This window comes from Georgenia alba (genome assembly GCF_042665525.1).
Taxonomy (GTDB): Bacteria; Actinomycetota; Actinomycetes; order Actinomycetales; family Actinomycetaceae; genus Allobogoriella; species Allobogoriella alba.
The window spans coordinates 40,358-56,335 of the sequence record NZ_JBHTCQ010000005.1; the positions used below are offsets into that span (position 1 = coordinate 40,358).

The 15,978-nt window shown below is 73.3% G+C and carries 16 protein-coding genes; 4 read left to right on the plus strand and 12 right to left on the minus strand.

The genetic code is table 11. The annotated features are described in order from the left end of the window. Window positions 1-44: 44 nt before the first annotated feature. The 3 genes from ACFQQL_RS17910 to ACFQQL_RS17920 form a co-directional block, all read right to left on the minus strand. Window positions 45-1,496, minus strand: a complete 1,452-nt coding sequence (locus ACFQQL_RS17910; RefSeq protein ID WP_382396535.1) for a trypsin-like peptidase domain-containing protein — start codon at window positions 1,494-1,496, stop codon at window positions 45-47. 95 nt (window positions 1,497-1,591) lie between these two features. Then, window positions 1,592-3,262, minus strand: a complete 1,671-nt coding sequence (menD, locus tag ACFQQL_RS17915; protein ID WP_382396801.1) for a 2-succinyl-5-enolpyruvyl-6-hydroxy-3-cyclohexene-1-carboxylic-acid synthase — start codon at window positions 3,260-3,262, stop codon at window positions 1,592-1,594. A 2-nt stretch (window positions 3,263-3,264) separates the two neighbouring features. After that, a complete protein-coding gene (locus ACFQQL_RS17920; protein WP_382396536.1) occupies window positions 3,265-4,242 on the minus strand; it encodes an o-succinylbenzoate synthase in 978 nt (325 codons plus the stop codon). A gap of 121 nt (window positions 4,243-4,363) precedes the next feature. On the opposite strand from ACFQQL_RS17920, the gene ACFQQL_RS17925 reads away from it, so the two are divergent. Then, window positions 4,364-5,338: a 1,4-dihydroxy-2-naphthoyl-CoA synthase gene (locus tag ACFQQL_RS17925; RefSeq protein ID WP_382396537.1), complete on the plus strand. Its 975-nt coding sequence runs from the start codon at window positions 4,364-4,366 to the stop codon at window positions 5,336-5,338. Window positions 5,339-5,412: 74 nt separating this feature from the next. Then, window positions 5,413-5,595, plus strand: coding sequence for a hypothetical protein (locus ACFQQL_RS17930; protein WP_382396538.1), 183 nt, complete (start codon window positions 5,413-5,415; stop codon window positions 5,593-5,595). A gap of 55 nt (window positions 5,596-5,650) precedes the next feature. Here the strand turns inward: ACFQQL_RS17930 and ACFQQL_RS17935 are convergent, their stop codons facing one another. The 4 genes from ACFQQL_RS17935 to ACFQQL_RS17950 form a co-directional block, all read right to left on the minus strand. Then, entirely contained in the window at window positions 5,651-6,877 is a 1,227-nt protein-coding gene (locus ACFQQL_RS17935; protein WP_382396539.1) for an acyl-CoA dehydrogenase family protein, read from the minus strand. Window positions 6,878-6,938: 61 nt separating this feature from the next. Further along, window positions 6,939-7,391: a MaoC family dehydratase gene (locus ACFQQL_RS17940; RefSeq protein WP_382396540.1), complete on the minus strand. Its 453-nt coding sequence runs from the start codon at window positions 7,389-7,391 to the stop codon at window positions 6,939-6,941. Further along, the gene (locus tag ACFQQL_RS17945; RefSeq protein WP_382396541.1) at window positions 7,388-8,287 is read right to left on the minus strand and encodes an amidohydrolase family protein; all 900 of its coding nucleotides are present in this window, start codon (window positions 8,285-8,287) and stop codon (window positions 7,388-7,390) included. Before ACFQQL_RS17945 ends, ACFQQL_RS17940 begins: the two co-directional genes overlap by 4 nt. After that, the gene (locus tag ACFQQL_RS17950; protein ID WP_382396542.1) at window positions 8,284-9,216 is read right to left on the minus strand and encodes an SDR family NAD(P)-dependent oxidoreductase; all 933 of its coding nucleotides are present in this window, start codon (window positions 9,214-9,216) and stop codon (window positions 8,284-8,286) included. Before ACFQQL_RS17950 ends, ACFQQL_RS17945 begins: the two co-directional genes overlap by 4 nt. A gap of 160 nt (window positions 9,217-9,376) precedes the next feature. Here ACFQQL_RS17950 and ACFQQL_RS17955 point away from each other — a divergent pair, with 160 nt between their 5' ends. Beyond that, window positions 9,377-9,832 (plus strand): MarR family winged helix-turn-helix transcriptional regulator, encoded by a 456-nt coding sequence (locus ACFQQL_RS17955; protein ID WP_382396543.1) that lies wholly within the window; start codon window positions 9,377-9,379, stop codon window positions 9,830-9,832. Between the two features lie 142 nt (window positions 9,833-9,974). Here ACFQQL_RS17955 and ACFQQL_RS17960 read toward each other — a convergent pair whose 3' ends face one another. The 3 genes from ACFQQL_RS17960 to ACFQQL_RS17970 form a co-directional block, all read right to left on the minus strand. Next, on the minus strand, window positions 9,975-10,316 hold the full coding sequence (locus ACFQQL_RS17960; RefSeq protein ID WP_382396544.1) for a YciI family protein: 342 nt from the start codon (window positions 10,314-10,316) through the stop codon (window positions 9,975-9,977). A 105-nt stretch (window positions 10,317-10,421) separates the two neighbouring features. Beyond that, a complete protein-coding gene (locus tag ACFQQL_RS17965; protein WP_382396545.1) occupies window positions 10,422-11,549 on the minus strand; it encodes an FAD-dependent oxidoreductase in 1,128 nt (375 codons plus the stop codon). Window positions 11,550-11,557: 8 nt separating this feature from the next. After that, a complete protein-coding gene (locus ACFQQL_RS17970) occupies window positions 11,558-12,544 on the minus strand; it encodes an ABC transporter substrate-binding protein (RefSeq protein WP_382396546.1) in 987 nt (328 codons plus the stop codon). A gap of 150 nt (window positions 12,545-12,694) precedes the next feature. Between ACFQQL_RS17970 and ACFQQL_RS17975 the strand changes: the two genes are divergently transcribed. Then, the gene (locus ACFQQL_RS17975) at window positions 12,695-13,138 is read left to right on the plus strand and encodes a MarR family winged helix-turn-helix transcriptional regulator (RefSeq protein WP_382396547.1); all 444 of its coding nucleotides are present in this window, start codon (window positions 12,695-12,697) and stop codon (window positions 13,136-13,138) included. A 3-nt stretch (window positions 13,139-13,141) separates the two neighbouring features. On the opposite strand, the gene ACFQQL_RS17980 is transcribed toward ACFQQL_RS17975, so the two are convergent. Then, on the minus strand, window positions 13,142-14,659 hold the full coding sequence (locus tag ACFQQL_RS17980; RefSeq protein ID WP_382396803.1) for an OFA family MFS transporter: 1,518 nt from the start codon (window positions 14,657-14,659) through the stop codon (window positions 13,142-13,144). A gap of 101 nt (window positions 14,660-14,760) precedes the next feature. Next, window positions 14,761-15,924, minus strand: coding sequence for a DUF3048 domain-containing protein (locus tag ACFQQL_RS17985; RefSeq protein ID WP_382396548.1), 1,164 nt, complete (start codon window positions 15,922-15,924; stop codon window positions 14,761-14,763). Window positions 15,925-15,978: the final 54 nt, after the last annotated feature.

Consider the following 15,978-nt stretch of genomic DNA (forward strand, 5'->3'; position numbering starts at 1 on the left):
ACGTATGGCGCACGCCCGGGCCCATCAGCCGTAGGCGGCCCCGCTCAGACCTGGTCCTCCCGGGTGGCGAGCGTGGCCGTGATCTGCTCCTCCTCGCCGTCACGCACGACGGTCAGGGTGACCTGGTCCCCGCTCGCGTACTGGCGGACGTACCCGGTCAGCGACTGCGCGCCGTTGACGGCGTCCTCCCCGATCCCGATGACGACGTCACCGGGCTCGAGGCCGGCGTCCGCGGCGGGCGTCCCGGGCTCGATCTGCTCGATCTGCGCACCGGTGCGCTGCGCGCCGTCGACCTGCGCGGCACCGTCCGTGGCGTAGACGCCGAGGTAGGCGTGCTTGGCGACGCCGTCGGAGACGAGCTGCTCACCGACCCGGGAGGCCAGGTCGCTCGGGATGGCGAAGCCGAGCCCGATGCTGCCGCCGTCCTCGGAGCCGGGCACGCCGGCGTTGGAGCTCGTGATGCCGATGACGCGCCCGGTGGCGTCGAAGAGAGGCCCGCCCGAGTTGCCCGGGTTGATGGCGGCGTCGACCTGGATGGCGTTGGTGACGACGCTCTCGACCTGCTGGCCGGGCATCTGCTGCTCGGCCGAGGCCGTCGCGACCGGCCGGTCCAGCGCCGAGACGATGCCGGTGGTGACGGTGTCACTCAGCCCGATCGGGTTGCCGACCGCCATCACCTGGTCGCCGACGACGACGTCGTCCGAGGAGCCGATCGTGGCCGGCGTGAGGTCGTCGGGCGGGTCCTGGAGCGTGAGCACAGCGAGGTCGGTCGCCGCATCGGTCCCGGCCACCTCGGCCGGGTACTGGCGCCCGTCCGAGAGGGTGACGACGATCTGTCCGCCGTTCTGCGCGGCACTGACGACGTGGTTGTTGGTCAGGATGTTGCCGTCCTCGTCGAGGACGACCCCCGAGCCCAGGCCGCTGCCTCCGGGGGCCTGAACCTGGATGGCGACGACGGAGGGACGGACGGCGGCCGCGACGTTCGCCCAGTCGGGGTCGTCCGTCGTGGACGTCACGACGGGCTCCCCGCTGGGGCCGTCGGACGGGGCGGTGACCTGCGTCTGGGGGCTGCCCGAGCCGTCGGTGTCCAGCGCGCTGGTCAGCCCCACGGTCCCGACGCTGGCCACGACGGCGACGCCGGCCGCGATGGCCACGACGGCGCCCCAGCCCGGTCCGCGACGCTCCCGGCGAGGGCCCGCGCCGACGGGCGCGAAGGTGGCCGCGGAGGCATCCGGTCCCGCGGGCTCGGGCGGTGCGCCGCTTCCGTAGGTGTGCCTGCCCTGGTGCTCGTGCCCGTGGGCTCGGGCTCCGTACGGACCGCTGTACGGGCTGGCGAACGCGCCGCCGTACGGGTCGTGCACGGCCTCCGGTCGGTCGGTCTGCCAGGCCGGCGGCGCGGCCGAGGTGGACCAGGAGGCGGGGTAGGGCTCGGCGGAGGGCCCGTGCTGCTGGTCGTGCGCCGGGTGCCCGGCGGGATCTGGGGTGTGGCTGCTCATCGAACTCTCTCCTCGGTGGATCGCGTGATGAGTCCAGGGAACAACGGTCTCCTGGAGCGCACCTTGTCGCGACCTGGGAACGCGCTGGGTCCTGCTCAGCCGAGCGCGGCGCGCGCCGCCTGCCGCACGGCATCGGCGAGACGCCGACGTGACTCGCGCAGGTCGCGACGGTCGACGACGACCTCGACCACCGAGCGACCCCGCACCGGCGCGGCAAGTGCGGCCCGGAGCTCCTCGACGGACCTGACGGCGCGGTGCTCGGCCCGGTGCGCCGCGGCGAGGGCGGCGATGTCGACGTCCTGCGGTGTGCCGAAGAGCCGCTCGAAGGTCTCGGCGCGCTGGGGGGCACCGTGCTCGAGGGTCGCGAAGATGCCGCCGCCGTGATCGTTGAGGACCACCAGCTGGAGGTCGACGTCGCGCTCGAGGATGCCGCGCCCGAGCGATCCGGCGTCGTGCAGGAACGTCAGGTCCCCCAGCAACACGCGGACCGGCAGACCCAGGCCCAGGGCGACGCCGGTGGCGGTGGCGATCGTCCCGTCGATCCCGGCGAGGCCCCGGTTGGCGAGCACCGGGACCGGCTCGCCGGCGACCGGTCCGGCGGCGAGGTCGAGGTCGCGCACGGGGTTGGAGGAGCCGACCACGAGGGCGCCGACGCTGCGTGCGGACCACACCTCACGTGCCGTCGCGAGCCCGTCCAGGCGTCCGAGCCGGCCCAGGTGGTCCTCGATCGCCGTGCTCGCCGCGGCGGCCGCGAGCGTCCAGCGAGCCAGCCAGGCCGCGTCCTGCTCGGCCGCCGAAGCGTCCGGGGACTCCTCGAGGATGACCGCGCCGGCGACCCGGTCCGCCGTCCCGGCGACGTCCGTCCAGGTCCCGGACGGCGCCACCACGACCACCTCGACGTCCGGCCGGGCCAGCAGTGCGCTGACCGGGCGGGAGAGCGTCGGGTGCCCGAGGACGACCACGCGCTCGACGGCACCGCCGAGCTCGGGATCGCCGAGCAGCGGCCGGTACGGTCCGATCGCGGCCGGACCGCTGCGAGCGCCGGACGTGGGTTCGGCGAGCAGCGGCCAGTCGGCCTGCTCGGCGAGTGATCGCGCCGCGGGGCCGGCACCGTCCCCGGCGACGACGACGGTGCGCGGTCCGCGCAGGAGCGGCACCCCGGAGGGCCGGCCGGTGGCCGCCACGACGTCTCGCCGTGCGGGCGCCGGCCCGGTCTCCCACGGCCCGCCGGGCACCAGCGGGTCGCGGAACGCGACGTCGAGGTGCACCGGTCCCGGGTCGTTGCTGCGCAGGCCGCGGGCGGCAGCGAGCGCCCGGGTGACGACCTGGTCCAGCGCGGTCCCACCGGCCGGCCCGGCCGGCAGGTCGACGGCGTGCCGCACCGCGGTGCCGAAGAGGCCGACCTGGTCCGTGGTCTGGTTGGCGCCGGTGCCCCGCAGCTCGTGCGGCCGGTCCGCGCTGAGCACGACGACGGGCACGCCGGCGTGCGACGCCTCGAGCACCGCGGGGTGGAGGTTGGCGACCGCGGTGCCCGAGGTGGTGACCACCGGCACCGGCCGGCCCGTGGCACGCGCGAGGCCGAGCGCGACGAACCCGGCCCCGCGCTCGTCGAGCCGCACGTGCAGGCGCAGCCAGCCGGACCGCTCGGCGTCGTGCAGGGCGTAGGCGAGCGGTGCGCTGCGGGAGCCCGGTGCGAGCACCACGTCCCGCACGCCGTGCGCGGTCAGGGCGGTGACCAGGGCGCGGGCGGTCGAGGTGGCGTCCATGCTCACCCGGCCACCGCCAGGTGGCCGGCCACCTCGGCGAGACGGTCGGACCAGGCGCGGGTCACGTCGTCGCCGGCGGCGATCTCGGCGAGGGTGCCGGGCGTGGGCTCGGGGCGCCGGACCGGGATGGTGCCGCCGTCGGGAAGCAGCGGGTCGGGCACCGTGTCCGCGGTCAGCAGGTGCACCGTGGCGAGGCCGCAGGCGTGGGTGAGCTCGGGCAGGGCCGCGGCGAGTGCGAGGCCGGCGGCGATCCCCACGGAGGTCTCCAGCGCGGAGCTGACCACCACGGGGAGGCCGACCTCCTCCGCCAGCTGCAGACAGACCCGGACCCCGCCCAGCGGCTGGACCTTGAGGACGACGACGTCGGCCGCCTCGGCGCGGCGGACGGCCAGCGGGTCCTCCGCCCGGCGGATCGACTCGTCGGCCGCGATCGGCACGTCGGTGCGTCGGCGCAGCGCCGCCAGGTCCGCGACGGACGGGCAGGGCTGCTCGGCGTACTCCAGCCCTCCGGCGGCGCGGTCGAGGTGGCCGAGCCGGTGCACGGCCGTCTCGAGGTCCCAGGCGGCGTTGGCGTCGACCCGGATCCGGCCGTGCGGCCCGAGCGCGTCGCGGACCGCCTCCAGGCGGGCCTGCTCCTCCGCGAGGTCCTGGCCGGGCTCGGCCACCTTGACCTTGGCCGTCGTGCAGCCGCCGGAGGCGGTGACGATCGCGTGCGCCCGCTCCGGCCCGACCGCGGGGACCGTGACGTTGACCGGGATGCGGTCCCGGACCGGGGGCGGCCAACCCTCCTCGGTGGCCTCGAGCGCGGCCCGGAGCCAGGCGGCGGACTCGGCGGCGTCGTAGTCCCAGAACGGCGAGAACTCGCCCCAGCCGGCGTCGCCGCGCAGCAGCACGCCCTCGCGGACGGTGATCCGGCGGAACCGGGACCTCAGCGGGATCGCGTACGTCGCGCGGACCTCCGGCAGGGCGGTGGCGGGCATGCTGGCCAGGATAGGGCGGTCCGTACCAGGGCACCGACTGCTGCAGCCGTCGCCCGGTGCTGCTGGCATGCCTGCCACGGTGGGCGACGGCTGCAGCGGTGGCGCGGCATAGGGTTGCCGGGTGAGCAGCGTGCCCGACCGTGTGTCCGACATCTTCGACCCGACCCGCTGGCGCGACGTCGAGGGTGCCGAGTTCACGGACATCACCTACCACCGCGGGGTCGAGCGCGACGGCGGCACCAGCGGCACAGAGCGTGACCTGCCGGTGGTCCGGATCGCCTTCGACCGGCCGGAGGTCCGCAACGCGTTCCGCCCGCACACGGTGGACGAGCTCTACCGGGCGCTGGACCACGCCCGCACCACGCCCGACGTCGCCGCGATCATCCTCACCGGGAACGGACCCAGCCCGAAGGACGGCGGCTGGGCGTTCTGCTCCGGCGGCGACCAGCGCATCCGCGGCCGGGACGGCTACCGGTACGAGACGTCGGACGCCGACGAGGGCAGCGCGGCGCAGCGACGTGAGCAGCTCGACCCGGCCCGCGCCGGGCGGCTGCACATCCTCGAGGTGCAGCGCCTCATCCGCACGACGCCGAAGCCGGTCATCGCCGCCGTCCCCGGCTGGGCGGCCGGGGGCGGGCACAGCCTCAACGTGGTCTGCGACCTGTCGGTCGCCTCCCGGCAGCACGCGCGCTTCAAGCAGACCGACGCCGACGTCGGCTCCTTCGACGCCGGGTACGGCTCGGCCCTGCTGGCCCGGCAGGTCGGTGACAAGCGGGCACGGGAGATCTTCTTCCTCGCCCGCACCTACGACGCCGAGACCGCCGAGCGCTGGGGCGTGGTCAACGAGGTCGCCGACCACGAGGAGCTGGAGAGCCTCGCGCTGGAGTACGCGCGGGTCGTGGCGACGAAGTCGCCGCAGGCGATCCGCATGCTCAAGTTCGCCTTCAACCTGGCCGACGACGGCCTGGCCGGCCAGCAGGTGTTCGCCGGCGAGGCGACGCGGCTGGCGTACATGACGGACGAGGCCGTCGAGGGGCGTGACGCGTTCCTCGAGCGCCGCGACCCGGACTGGTCGCGGTTCCCCCGGTACTACTGATGCGCTGGGCTGCTCATGCGCGGCCCTCGTGCAGGCCAGCGGCATGTGAGGCCGACGGCGCCGCGCTGGCGACCATGCTCGGCCTGAGCGCGGTCTTCATGCTGCTCACCTTCGTGGTGTTCGCCGCCTACGGCGTGTTCGCGGCTGCGATCCGTGATCGCGTCCTGACCAGGCCCCGAGTCCTTGACGCCATGCGCAAGGTCTTCGCCGCCACCTTCGTGGCTCTGGCCGGGCGGCTGGCGGTCCAGAGCAGGTGACCCCGGACCGGGACGGCCGTCCCGTGCTGCTGAGGCGGTTCTGCCGACCGGAACCTCAGCTCACGAACGCCCCCATCCCGGTGATGGCCCGGCCGACCACGAGCTGATTGATCTCGTTCGTGCCCTCGAAGGTGTAGATCGCCTCGGCGTCGGCGTGAAAACGCGCCACGTCGGTGTCCAGGGTGATGCCGTTGCCGCCGCACACCTCGCGGGCGAGCGCCACCGTCTCGCGGGTGCGCCGCGCGATCCACGCCTTGGCCAGGGCGGCGTCGGCGTCGCTGTACCCGCCCTCGCCGTCGACCTGGTCCTCGGCGAGCTGGCTGAGGCGGACCGCCATCCCGAGCGAGGCGGTGAGGTTGCCGAGCATCGTGGCGAGCTTGTCCTGCACGAGCTGGAACCCGGCGATCGGGCGGCCGAACTGGTGGCGGTCCCGGGTGTAGCGGACCGCCGCGCGGAAGGCGCCCGCCTGCGCCCCGGTGGCCATCCAGCTGACCCCGGTGCGCATCGAGCGCAGCAGGCGGTTGACGTCGGCGAAGGAGTTGACCCGCTGCAGCCGGCGGGACTCCGGGACCCGCGCCCCGTCCAGGGTGATGTGGCCGTTGTCGACGATGCGCAGGGCCGCCTTACGCCGGATCTTCTCGATGCGCACGCCCGGGTCGTCGCGCTCGACGAGGAAGGCCTTGACCTGGCTGTCGGCCTCGTCCCGCGCCAGCACCGCCAGCAGATCGGCCTGCGCGGCGCCGCCGATCCAGCGCTTGGCGCCGGTCAGCACCCAGGTGTCGCCGTCGCGCCGCGCCGTGGTCTCCAGCCCGCGGGCGACGTCGCTGCCGTGGTCGGGTTCGGTGAGCGCGAAGACGCCGGTGCGGGCGAAGCTGCGCATGTCGGCGTCGAGCTCGGCCACCTGCTCAGGCGAGCCGCCGAGCAGCACTGTGTTCCGGAAGAGGTTCACGTGGCCGCTGAAGATCACCGAGACGGACACGTCCGTCTGCGCGATCTCGAAGGTGCGGAAGCCGTCGAAGAGCGGTCGGGGCCGGTACCCGGGCGGGGTCCCGCCGTCGACCGGCTCGGCGGGATCCATGGTGCGCAGGGCCGCCAACGGCTCGAGGACCGCGGGCGAGTACTCACCGCGCTCCCACAGGTCGTTGACGTGGGGGCGCACGTCGTTCTCGAGCACGGTCCGTAGCCGGGTGAGCACGGCGCGCTCGGCGTCGGTGAGCATCAGCTCGTAGCCGTACGGATCCACGTCGGCATACAGCCGTGCCAGGACAGGCGCAGCAGTCATCGAGACCTCCTCGTCCAGTTCGCCTTGTGGGCGAGCACGAGGCTACGCGGCCACCGGTGCCTCAGGCGTAGAACCGGGCCAGCGTCGTCGCGGCGACGGCCGGCTTGGTCCCGCCCTCGACCTCGATGACGTTGTCCATGGTGAGCTGGTACCCGCCGGGGACCTCTTTGACCTCGCGCACCGTGGTGGTCATCCGCACGCGCGAGCCGACCGGGACCGGCGAGGGGAAGCGGACCTTGTCCAGGCCGTAGTTGACCTTGGTGGTCACGCCCTCCACGTGGAGGAGCTCCTCCGAGAACGGGATGATCAGCGCGAGCGTGAGGTAACCGTGCGCGATGGGACCGCCGAACGGTCCGGCCTTGGCCCGCTCCGGGTCGGTGTGGATCCACTGGTGGTCGTCGGTGGCGTCGGCGAAGAGGTTGACCTGCTCCTGGGTGACCTCCCGGTACCCGGACGTGCCCAGCTCGACGCCGGTCAGGCTCGGCAGGTCCTGGAAGCTCACGGTCGTGGTCATGCGTCCTCCTTGTGCGCGTCCAGGCCCAGGAGCCGGACGGCGTTGTCCTTGATGATCTTCGGGCGGACCTCGGGCTTCATCTCCAGCCCGTCGAAGTCACGCATCCACCGGTCGGGGGTGAGCAGCGGGAAGTCGGAGCCGAACAGGACCTTGTCCTGCAGCAGCGAGTTCGCCTGCCGCACCAGCTGCGGCGGGAAGTACTTCGGCGACCAGCCGGAGAGGTCGATGTAGGTGTTGCCCTTGTGCGTCGCGACGGTGATGGCCTCGTCCTGCCACGGCACGGACGGGTGGGCCATGATGATCGTCAGGTCCGGGAACCGGGCGGCCACCACGTCCAGCAGGATCGGGTTGGAGAGCCCCATCTTGATGCCGAACCCGCCGGGCACGCCGGCGCCGATGCCGGTCTGGCCGGTGTGGAACAGGGCGGGCAGCCGGTAGCGCGCGATCGCCTCGTAGAGCGGGAAGTGCTGCTCGTCGGAGGGGTCGAAGTCCTGCACCGACGGGTGGAACTTGAAGCCCCGCACGCCGAGGTCCTCGACCTGGCGGCGGATCCGGTCCACCGCGTCGGTGGCCCACGGGTCCACGGACCCGAAGGGGATGAGCACGTCGTTGTTGCGGGCGGCGCCGGCCACGATGTCGGCCACCGAGTTCGGCGGCTGCCCCCAGAACGTGGTCGCGTCGACGGTGAAGACGACGGCGGCCATGGACCGCTGACGGTAGTACTCCGCGGTCTCGTCCACGTCCATGCGGTCGGTGGGGGCACGGAAGTACTTCGCGGCCGCCTCCACCACCTCGGCCGGGAGGGACATGTGGCCGTCGGCGTCCTTCTCGATGTGCACGTGCACGTCGACGGCGACGACCTGCGCGGCGTCGACCGCGCACTCGTACCGGGTCACGACCCTGCCTCTGGGGACGGCGCGGCGTCCGCGGGCGGCTCCGGCATGGGCTGGCCGACGCTCTGCAGGGACTGCCCGAAGGTGGATGCGAAGTCGCTCTCCAGGTCGCTCGCCGCCCAGCCGCCGTCGCGGAACGCGGTCACGACCTCCTCGGGGTGCGACCACAGCGTGAGGCGGTCCCCGCCGGCACCGATCGCCTGGCCGGAGATGCCCGCGGCGGCGTCCGAGGCGAGGTAGGCGATGAGGCCGGCGACGTCCTGCGGCGTGCCGAAGCCGAGCACCCGCCGGGCGAACGGGACGGGCTCACCCCGCTCCGCGGCGTCGGAGAACTGCTTGAAGTAGGGGACGGTGTCCGTCATGGCGGTCGCGGCAACCGGGATGACGGCGTTGGCGGTGATGTTCGCGCGGGCGAGCTCCAGCGCCCAGGTCCGCACCATGCCGACGATGCCGGCCTTGGCGGCGGCGTAGTTCGTCTGGCCGAAGTTGCCCCGCTGCCCGGTCGGGGACCCGATGCAGATGATGCGGCCGCCCTCGCCCTGGCCGCGCAGGTACGTCGCGGCCTCGCGGACGCAGGTGAAGGTGCCGCGCAGGTGGACGCCGATCACGGTGTCGAAGTCCTCGTCGGACATCTTCCACAGCACCGTGTCCCGCAGGACGCCGGCGTTCGTCACGAGGATGTCGAGCCGCCCGTAGGTCTCGACGGCGGTCGTCACGAGGCTCTTGGCCGTCTCGGTCGGACCCACGGGCGCGACGACGGCGACCGCCTTCCCGCCGTCGTCCGTGATCGCGGCGACGGCCTCGTCCGCGGCCTCCTGGTCGACGTCGTTGACCACCAGGCTCGCACCGTGCCGGGCGAGCTCCCGGGCGTACGCGAGCCCGAGGCCGCGTCCGCTGCCGGTGACGATGGCGACTTTCCCGCTCAGATCCATACACTCCTCCATGTCCACCTCGACCCGGCCAGCGGCACAGCCGCACCGCTCGCCGCTGCCGTCGGCGGCAAGTCTCCCCAGGGTTGATAGGCAGTGTCAATCATTGACCCCTGCAACTGTTTGCTCGTAGTCTGCTCGTCACGCGAGGGAGGAGTCCATGGTGACGTCGCAGAGCGTCGGGGCGTCCGACAACATCGGCCTGCTGCTCTCGCTCGCGAGCGCCCAGGGCGTCGCGGCCGCGAACGCCGCACTGCGGCCGATGGACCTCAGCACCCGCTCCTACACGCTGCTGGAGCTGATCATCCGCGCGGGTGGCGCGAGCCAGCGCGAGCTCGCCGACACCCTCCGCCTCGACCCGAGTCAGATCGTCGCCCTCGTCGACGGCCTCGAGCAGCGCGGGTTCGCCCAGCGACGACCCAACGCGGCAGACCGGCGGCAGAAGTCCGTCGTGGCCACGAACCGGGGCCGGCAGGCGTACCGCCGCGCCCGGGACCGGGTGGAGGCGTCGCTCGACGAGGTCCTCGGAGAGCTGGACGAGGCCGAGCGGGAGACGCTCCGCGCGCTGCTGACCAGGATCGTGCATCCGCGGCCGGCCACGGTCGAGCGGGTCAGCTAGAGCGAGCTGGCGTCTCCGGCGTCAGGGTCTCCTGGCACCGCCACCCCGCTCGCGACGGCCACGAGCACCGTCCGGCGCCACCGTGAGCAGATATCCCTCGTCCGCGTCGCGGTCGCCCATCAAGGGAGCCTGAGGTGATCGCTCAGGACTCCGGGTCGTCCTGGAACTTCCGCAGCTCCTGGGGGCAGCGGCAGGCGGCCGCGATCCTGGCGGCCCACTCCAGGGCCGCCTCCCGCGACGGCAGGTCGAGGACGGAGAAGCCCCCGTCGAGCTCCCGGGTCCGCCGGTAGGTCTCCTCCGACACGGTCCCGTCGCCGGAGACGAGGACGGCGTCGACGTCCTCGTCGATCCCGCCGCCGAAGACGTACACCCCGGCGGCCTTCGCCTCACGGATCACGGCGTGTGCGGCCTCGGCGACGGCGTCGAGGTCCGCCTCGGGCACCACCATCGCGGCGCTGGGGAACGAGATCAGGTACTTGACCATCCGATGTCTCCCTCGACGGGACGGTGCCGCCCGCGACGCCGCCGCCCACGACTCGTCGCGGACATCATCCACCCACTCGCCCGCCGCGGCGACGGTTCCGGCACCTCAGGAGACGAGGCTCAGGTCGATCCGGCGCGTCCGGCTCATCGCCCGGAACGCCGCCGGACGCAGCGGCAGCAGCGGCCGCGGCCAGGCCTGCTGGGCCAGGCAGTACAGGACGGCCTGCCGCTGGGTGCGGGCGACCACCGGGCGCACCTCGGACTCCCAGGTCCGCAGCATCGCGGCCACGCCGGCCGCGGTGCCGAGCCGGTCCCGCTCCCGGGCCGCGACCGCCGCGAGGTGGACGGCGTCGAGCGCGGCCATGGCGGCACCCTGCCCGCGGTGCGGCGGCATGCCGTGAGCCGCGTCCCCGATCACGGCCACGCGCCCGTCCGACCACGACGAGCAGACCACGGCGGAGAACGGGGCGAGCGTGGGCCGCTGGGCCGCGACGTCGCGCAGGATGTCCTCCTGCTCGGGGAAGGCGCGGACCCACCTCTCCAGGTCCAGCGCCGTCCGGTCGGCCGTCAGCCCGCGCGCCGGAGAAGAGAGGTAGACCGCGGAGATCCCGCCGCCCAGGGGCCCGAAGCCGAGCCGCAGCGGGCCGGCCCACCGCTCCTGGAACGATCCGGGCCGTACGCCGGTGAGCGGGCGGTCGAGCGTGACGCGCACGCCCCAGTGCCGGAGCCACCGGACCTTCGCCCGGACCGCCGGCAGGCGTGCCCGCAGCGCCGAGCCCACGCCGTCTGCGGCGACCACGAGGTCGGCCTCGCGCACCTGGCCGTCGGCGAGGGTCAGCCGGCCGGCGGGGTCGGCGTCCACGGCCACCGAGCCGGCATGCACGTGCACGCCGGCGTCCCGCGCCGAGTCCAGCAGGGCGCGGTGGACGTCGTGCCGGGTCACGTAGACGTAGCGGCCGCCGGCCGGGTTGGCCGTGGTGCGCACGTGCGGCCGCCCGCGGGTGTCCGCGTAGCTGAAGAGGTGCTTCGGGTCGCCGTTGCGGGTGGCCCGCTCGCTCGCATCCAGCCGGTCCAGGGCACGCATCATGTGCTCGAAGAGCACGATCGCCCCGCCCTCCTCCTTGACCTCGGGACGCCGCTCGTGGACGTGGACCTCGAAGCCCTCCCGCGCGAGCGCCGCCGCGGCGGCCAGGCCGGCGATACCCCCGCCGGCGATCTCGATGGTGAACGGCACCGTCCCGGTCACTCCCCCGTCGCGCCGTCGGCCAGCAGGGCGTCGACGTCGACCTCGTTCTCCACGAGGCCGTACTCGAGCGCGAGGTCGGCCTGGAGCTCGATGGACTCGAGGTTCACGGACCGCGAGTACACCGCGAGCACCATGCGCCGCGCGACGTCCTCCTCGATCTCGGTGAACGACAGGACCGTCTCGCGGGTGAGGTCCTCGTCCTGCCGGGCACGCTCCATCGAGCGTGTCAGGGCACGTTGGAAGGCGGCGACGAGCTCCGGGTCCGACTCGACGAGATCGCCGGAGGCAAAGTAGACGGCGGCGTCGAGGTGGTCCATCGTCGCCACGTACGGGTCGACGATGTTGACCATCCCCTCGTCCTCCCCGAGCGTCACGAACGGCTCCGCCTGCCACGCGACGTCCACGCTCCCGCTCATCACGGCGTGGTTCATCTCCGGGAACGGCAGCTCGACGAACTCCACGGTGCTGGAGTCGACCCCCTCGGCCTCCAGCGCGGCCCGTGTGGTGAGCTCGCCGGCGTTGCTCAGGGTCGTCACCGCGATCGTCTTCCCGGCGAGGTCCTGGACCTCCTCGATCCCGCTGTCCGGCGCGACCAGCAGGCCGTTGCCGCTGGTCTGCGCGTCGGCGCCGCCCTGCGTGCTGCCCGAGACGATCCGGATGTCCAGCCCACGGTCCCGCGCCTGCATGATCGAGACGGGGTTGCCGTAGCCGATCTGGAAGTCACCGCTGACCACGGACGGGACGATGCTCGCCCCGCCCTGGGAGACGACCGGCTCGACGGCGAGGCCCTCCTCCTCGAAGTACCCCTCCTCGATGCCGAGGTACAGGGGGGCCATGTTGGCCACGGGCAGGACACCGACCCGGACCTCGGTCAGGCCGTCGTCGGACCCGTCGGCGCCGCCGTCTCCGCCTCCCCCACCGGCACAGGCGGCCACCCCGACGGCGACCACGGCCGCCATGGCCGCGATGCGGGCTCTACGCATCCGATCCCCTCCAGCGCCTCGTCGCACCCGGTGAAGAATTCAGGAAACCTGTCCTTCTCGTCAAGGCGAAGATCTGCTGATCAGCGCCAGGCCTGAGAACTCTCACGCTACGATGCCACGGTTTCCTGTCGCCGGGCCGGAGGGGTGGACGTGAGGCGGTCGCGGACGCAGGTCGAGGAGCCACCGACGCTGCTGTACGTCGTCAAGCAGGTCGAGCTGGCCCAGCGGGCCCGGCTGGCCGAGGTGCTGCAGGGCTCCGGGATCACCGTCCTGCAGTACACCGCCATGACCGTGCTGCAGCGGCGCGGACCGATGTCCTCGGCCGCGCTGGCGCGCAGCGCGTTCGTGACGGCCCAGAGCATGGCGGACCTCGTCAAGGCGCTCGGCGCCCGCGGCCTGGTCGAGCGCGGGCCCGACCCGGCGGACCGCCGGCACCTGCTCGTCCGGCTGACCGAGGCGGGCCGAGATCTGCTCGACAGGTACGCCGGCGCCGTCGAGCGACTCGAGGCCGACATGGTCGCCGACCTCACGCCGCAGCAGGTCGCGGCGCTGCGCACCTACCTCAACAGCTGCCGCGCCGCGCTCGTGCCGTGACGGTCAGCCGCCGAACAGGGCGGCCGCGTTCACCGCGGTCTGGAAGACGCCGTAGGCCAGCGGCACCCCGACGACGACCCACGCCACCACGACCAGCGGCGAGCGGCGGGGGGCGACGTCGTCGTCCGTCACACCGTCCGCGCCGGACTCCTCGGACGTCGGCTCCACGTAGTCCTTCTCGTGGTACTTCTCGGCCACGGGACGTACGAGGATGTTGCAGACGAATCCGACCACGAGGATCCCGACCATGGTCAGCAGCGCGGGCCGGTAGTCACCGGCGACCAGGTTGCCCGGTTCACCCCGCGCGTCGAGGAAGCCGTTGATGATGAGCGGCCCCGCGACACCCGCGGCGGCCCAGGCGGTGAGCAGCCGGCCGTGGATGGCGCCGACCTGGTAGGTGCCGAACATGTCGCGCAGGTAGGCGGGGACGGTGGCGAACCCTCCGCCGTAGAAGCTGAGGATGATGCCCGCGAAGAGGACGAACAGGAAGATCGAGGCGGAGCCGAAGAGGGCCAGGAGAAGGTAGAGCACGACCCCCAGGCCGAGGTAGAGGATGTAGATGTTCTTCCGGCCGATGTAGTCCGACGTCGAGGACCACACGAACCGCCCGGCCATGTTGCACAGGGACAGCAGGCCCACGAAGCCGGCCGCCGCGCCCGCGGCCACGAGCGAGGAGCCGCCCTCGCGGAAGAAGTCCTGGATCATCGGTGCAGCCTGCTCGAGGATGCCGATGCCGGCCGTCACGTTGCAGAACAGCACGCCCCAGAGCAACCAGAACTGCGGCGTGCGGATCGCGTTGTTGGCGGACACGCTCGCCGTGGTCACCATGGGCTTGCGCTTCACGGCGTCCGGGTCGAAGTGGCGGGGGCGCCACCCCTCGTGCGGGACCCGCACGATCGCCGCCCCGAAGAGCATCACCACGCCGTACGCGAGGCCGAGCGTCACGAAGAGCTTCGCGACGGCGGACCCGGCCGCGACACCGGAGGCCGGGTCGTACGCGGGGTCGTACAGGCCCAGCAGCCACTGCGAGAGCGGGCTGGCGATCATCGCGCCGCCGCCGAACCCCATGATCGCCATGCCGGTCGCCAGGCCGGGCCGGTCCGGGAACCACTTGATGAGCGTGGAGACCGGCGAGATGTAGCCGATCCCGAGCCCGATACCGCCGATGACGCCGTAGCCGAGGTAGACCAGCCACAGCTGGGTGGTCGCGATGCCGAGCGCGCCGACCAGGAACCCGACCGACCAGCACAGGGCCGAGGCGACCATGGCGCGGCGCGGGCCGCCCGTGTCGACCCAGGTGCCGAAGATCGCGGCGGAGACTCCGAGCATGACGATGGCCACGGAGAAGATGACTCCGATCGCCGTCAGCGACGTGTCGAAGTGCTGAACGAGGGCGTTCTTGTAGACGCTCGTGGCGTACGCCTGCCCGATGCACAGGTGGACGGCGAGCGCCGCCGGCGGGATGAGCCATCGGTTGAAGCCGGGGCGCGCGATGGTGCGTTCGCGTTCGAGCACGGCCAAACTCACAGGTCACTCCTTCGTGGTCGGTCCCGCCGGGACTTCCCGCCAGAACCTAGGACCGTCGGCGACCGCGCGCCACTCGAGATCCAGGATCCGGACCGTCAGAAGGACAGCGAACCCCCGGAGACAGGGAGCAGCTCGATCCACGTCGGACCGGGTGCCAGCAGCACCGGCTCCCCGCCGCGGGTGAGCTGCATCGGCCGCGTCGGCCCACCCTTCGACCAGGCGGCCTCCACCGCACGGCCGCGCGAGAACACGACGGCGTCGCCCTCCCCCTGCAGGATCGTCTCGGGCACCTGGGCGCCCGCCGCGTCCCGCGCGCCGGTCATCTCGACCTGCACGCGCAGCACCACGACGTTGCTCGCCAGCACTGCCTTGCCGTCCTCGGAGCTCTGCGCCGCCCCGTCCTCGGTGCGTCGCCACGCCCCCGCCCCGACGCCACGGCCCGTGCGGGCGTCGGGCGTCCAGCGCCAACCCGGGTTCGCCGACGGGAACGAGACGCGGACGGTCCCGGCCCGCTCTCCGTGATCGGCGGCCGTCGCGCCGTCGGCCTCGCGGGCGAACTCGAGGATGTCGTTCGACGGCGACTCCGGCGAGCCGTTCGCGGCACGGAGGAACGCCCGCGGCCGGCCGTAGACGTTGTGCGGGGCGTACCGGTGCCCGGCGCGGTAGAAGCCCGGAGAGCCGGCGTCGAGCGACATGACCTGCAACCCCGCCTGGATGGCCCGGCGCACGTAGGCCCCCTGACCGCCGGAGAATGCCAGCAGGCCGCCGAACTGCCCTGAGATCGCCGCGTCCATCGGCCGGATCGAGCGGATCGGCCCCATGGTGCCCGGCATCACCGAGTGGAACACGGCGTTGAACCGTGTGGTCCCGCCCTCCACCATCTGCTCGAAGACGAGGTCGGCGTCCTCGAGACCCGACTGGGGTCTGGCGTCGTCCGAGTTCTCGATCTTGACCGACAGCGCGGGCCGGGGAGTCGGCCTGCCGTCGATGAGCGCTCCGGTCAGCGGCCAGCGCGGGGCGGACGCGCTCGCCGACGGCCCGGAGCCGGTCGCCGCGTCCCCGTCGGGGACCTGGTAGCCGCGGTCGACGGGCGCCGAGCGTCGCGAACCCTCGTCGCAGCCGGCGATGCCGAGCGCGACCACGGAGACCAGGCCGGCCGCCACCGCCCTTCGTCGGGGCATCCCCGGGAAGGCGTCGGGGCGAGTGCGGTCGTCGTGCTGCGGTTCGTCGGGCGGCTGCCCGACCGGGTTGTGAGTCATGCTCCGCCAACCAGCTCGTCGTCTCCCCCTGCGCCCGGACACCCTAACCGGCGG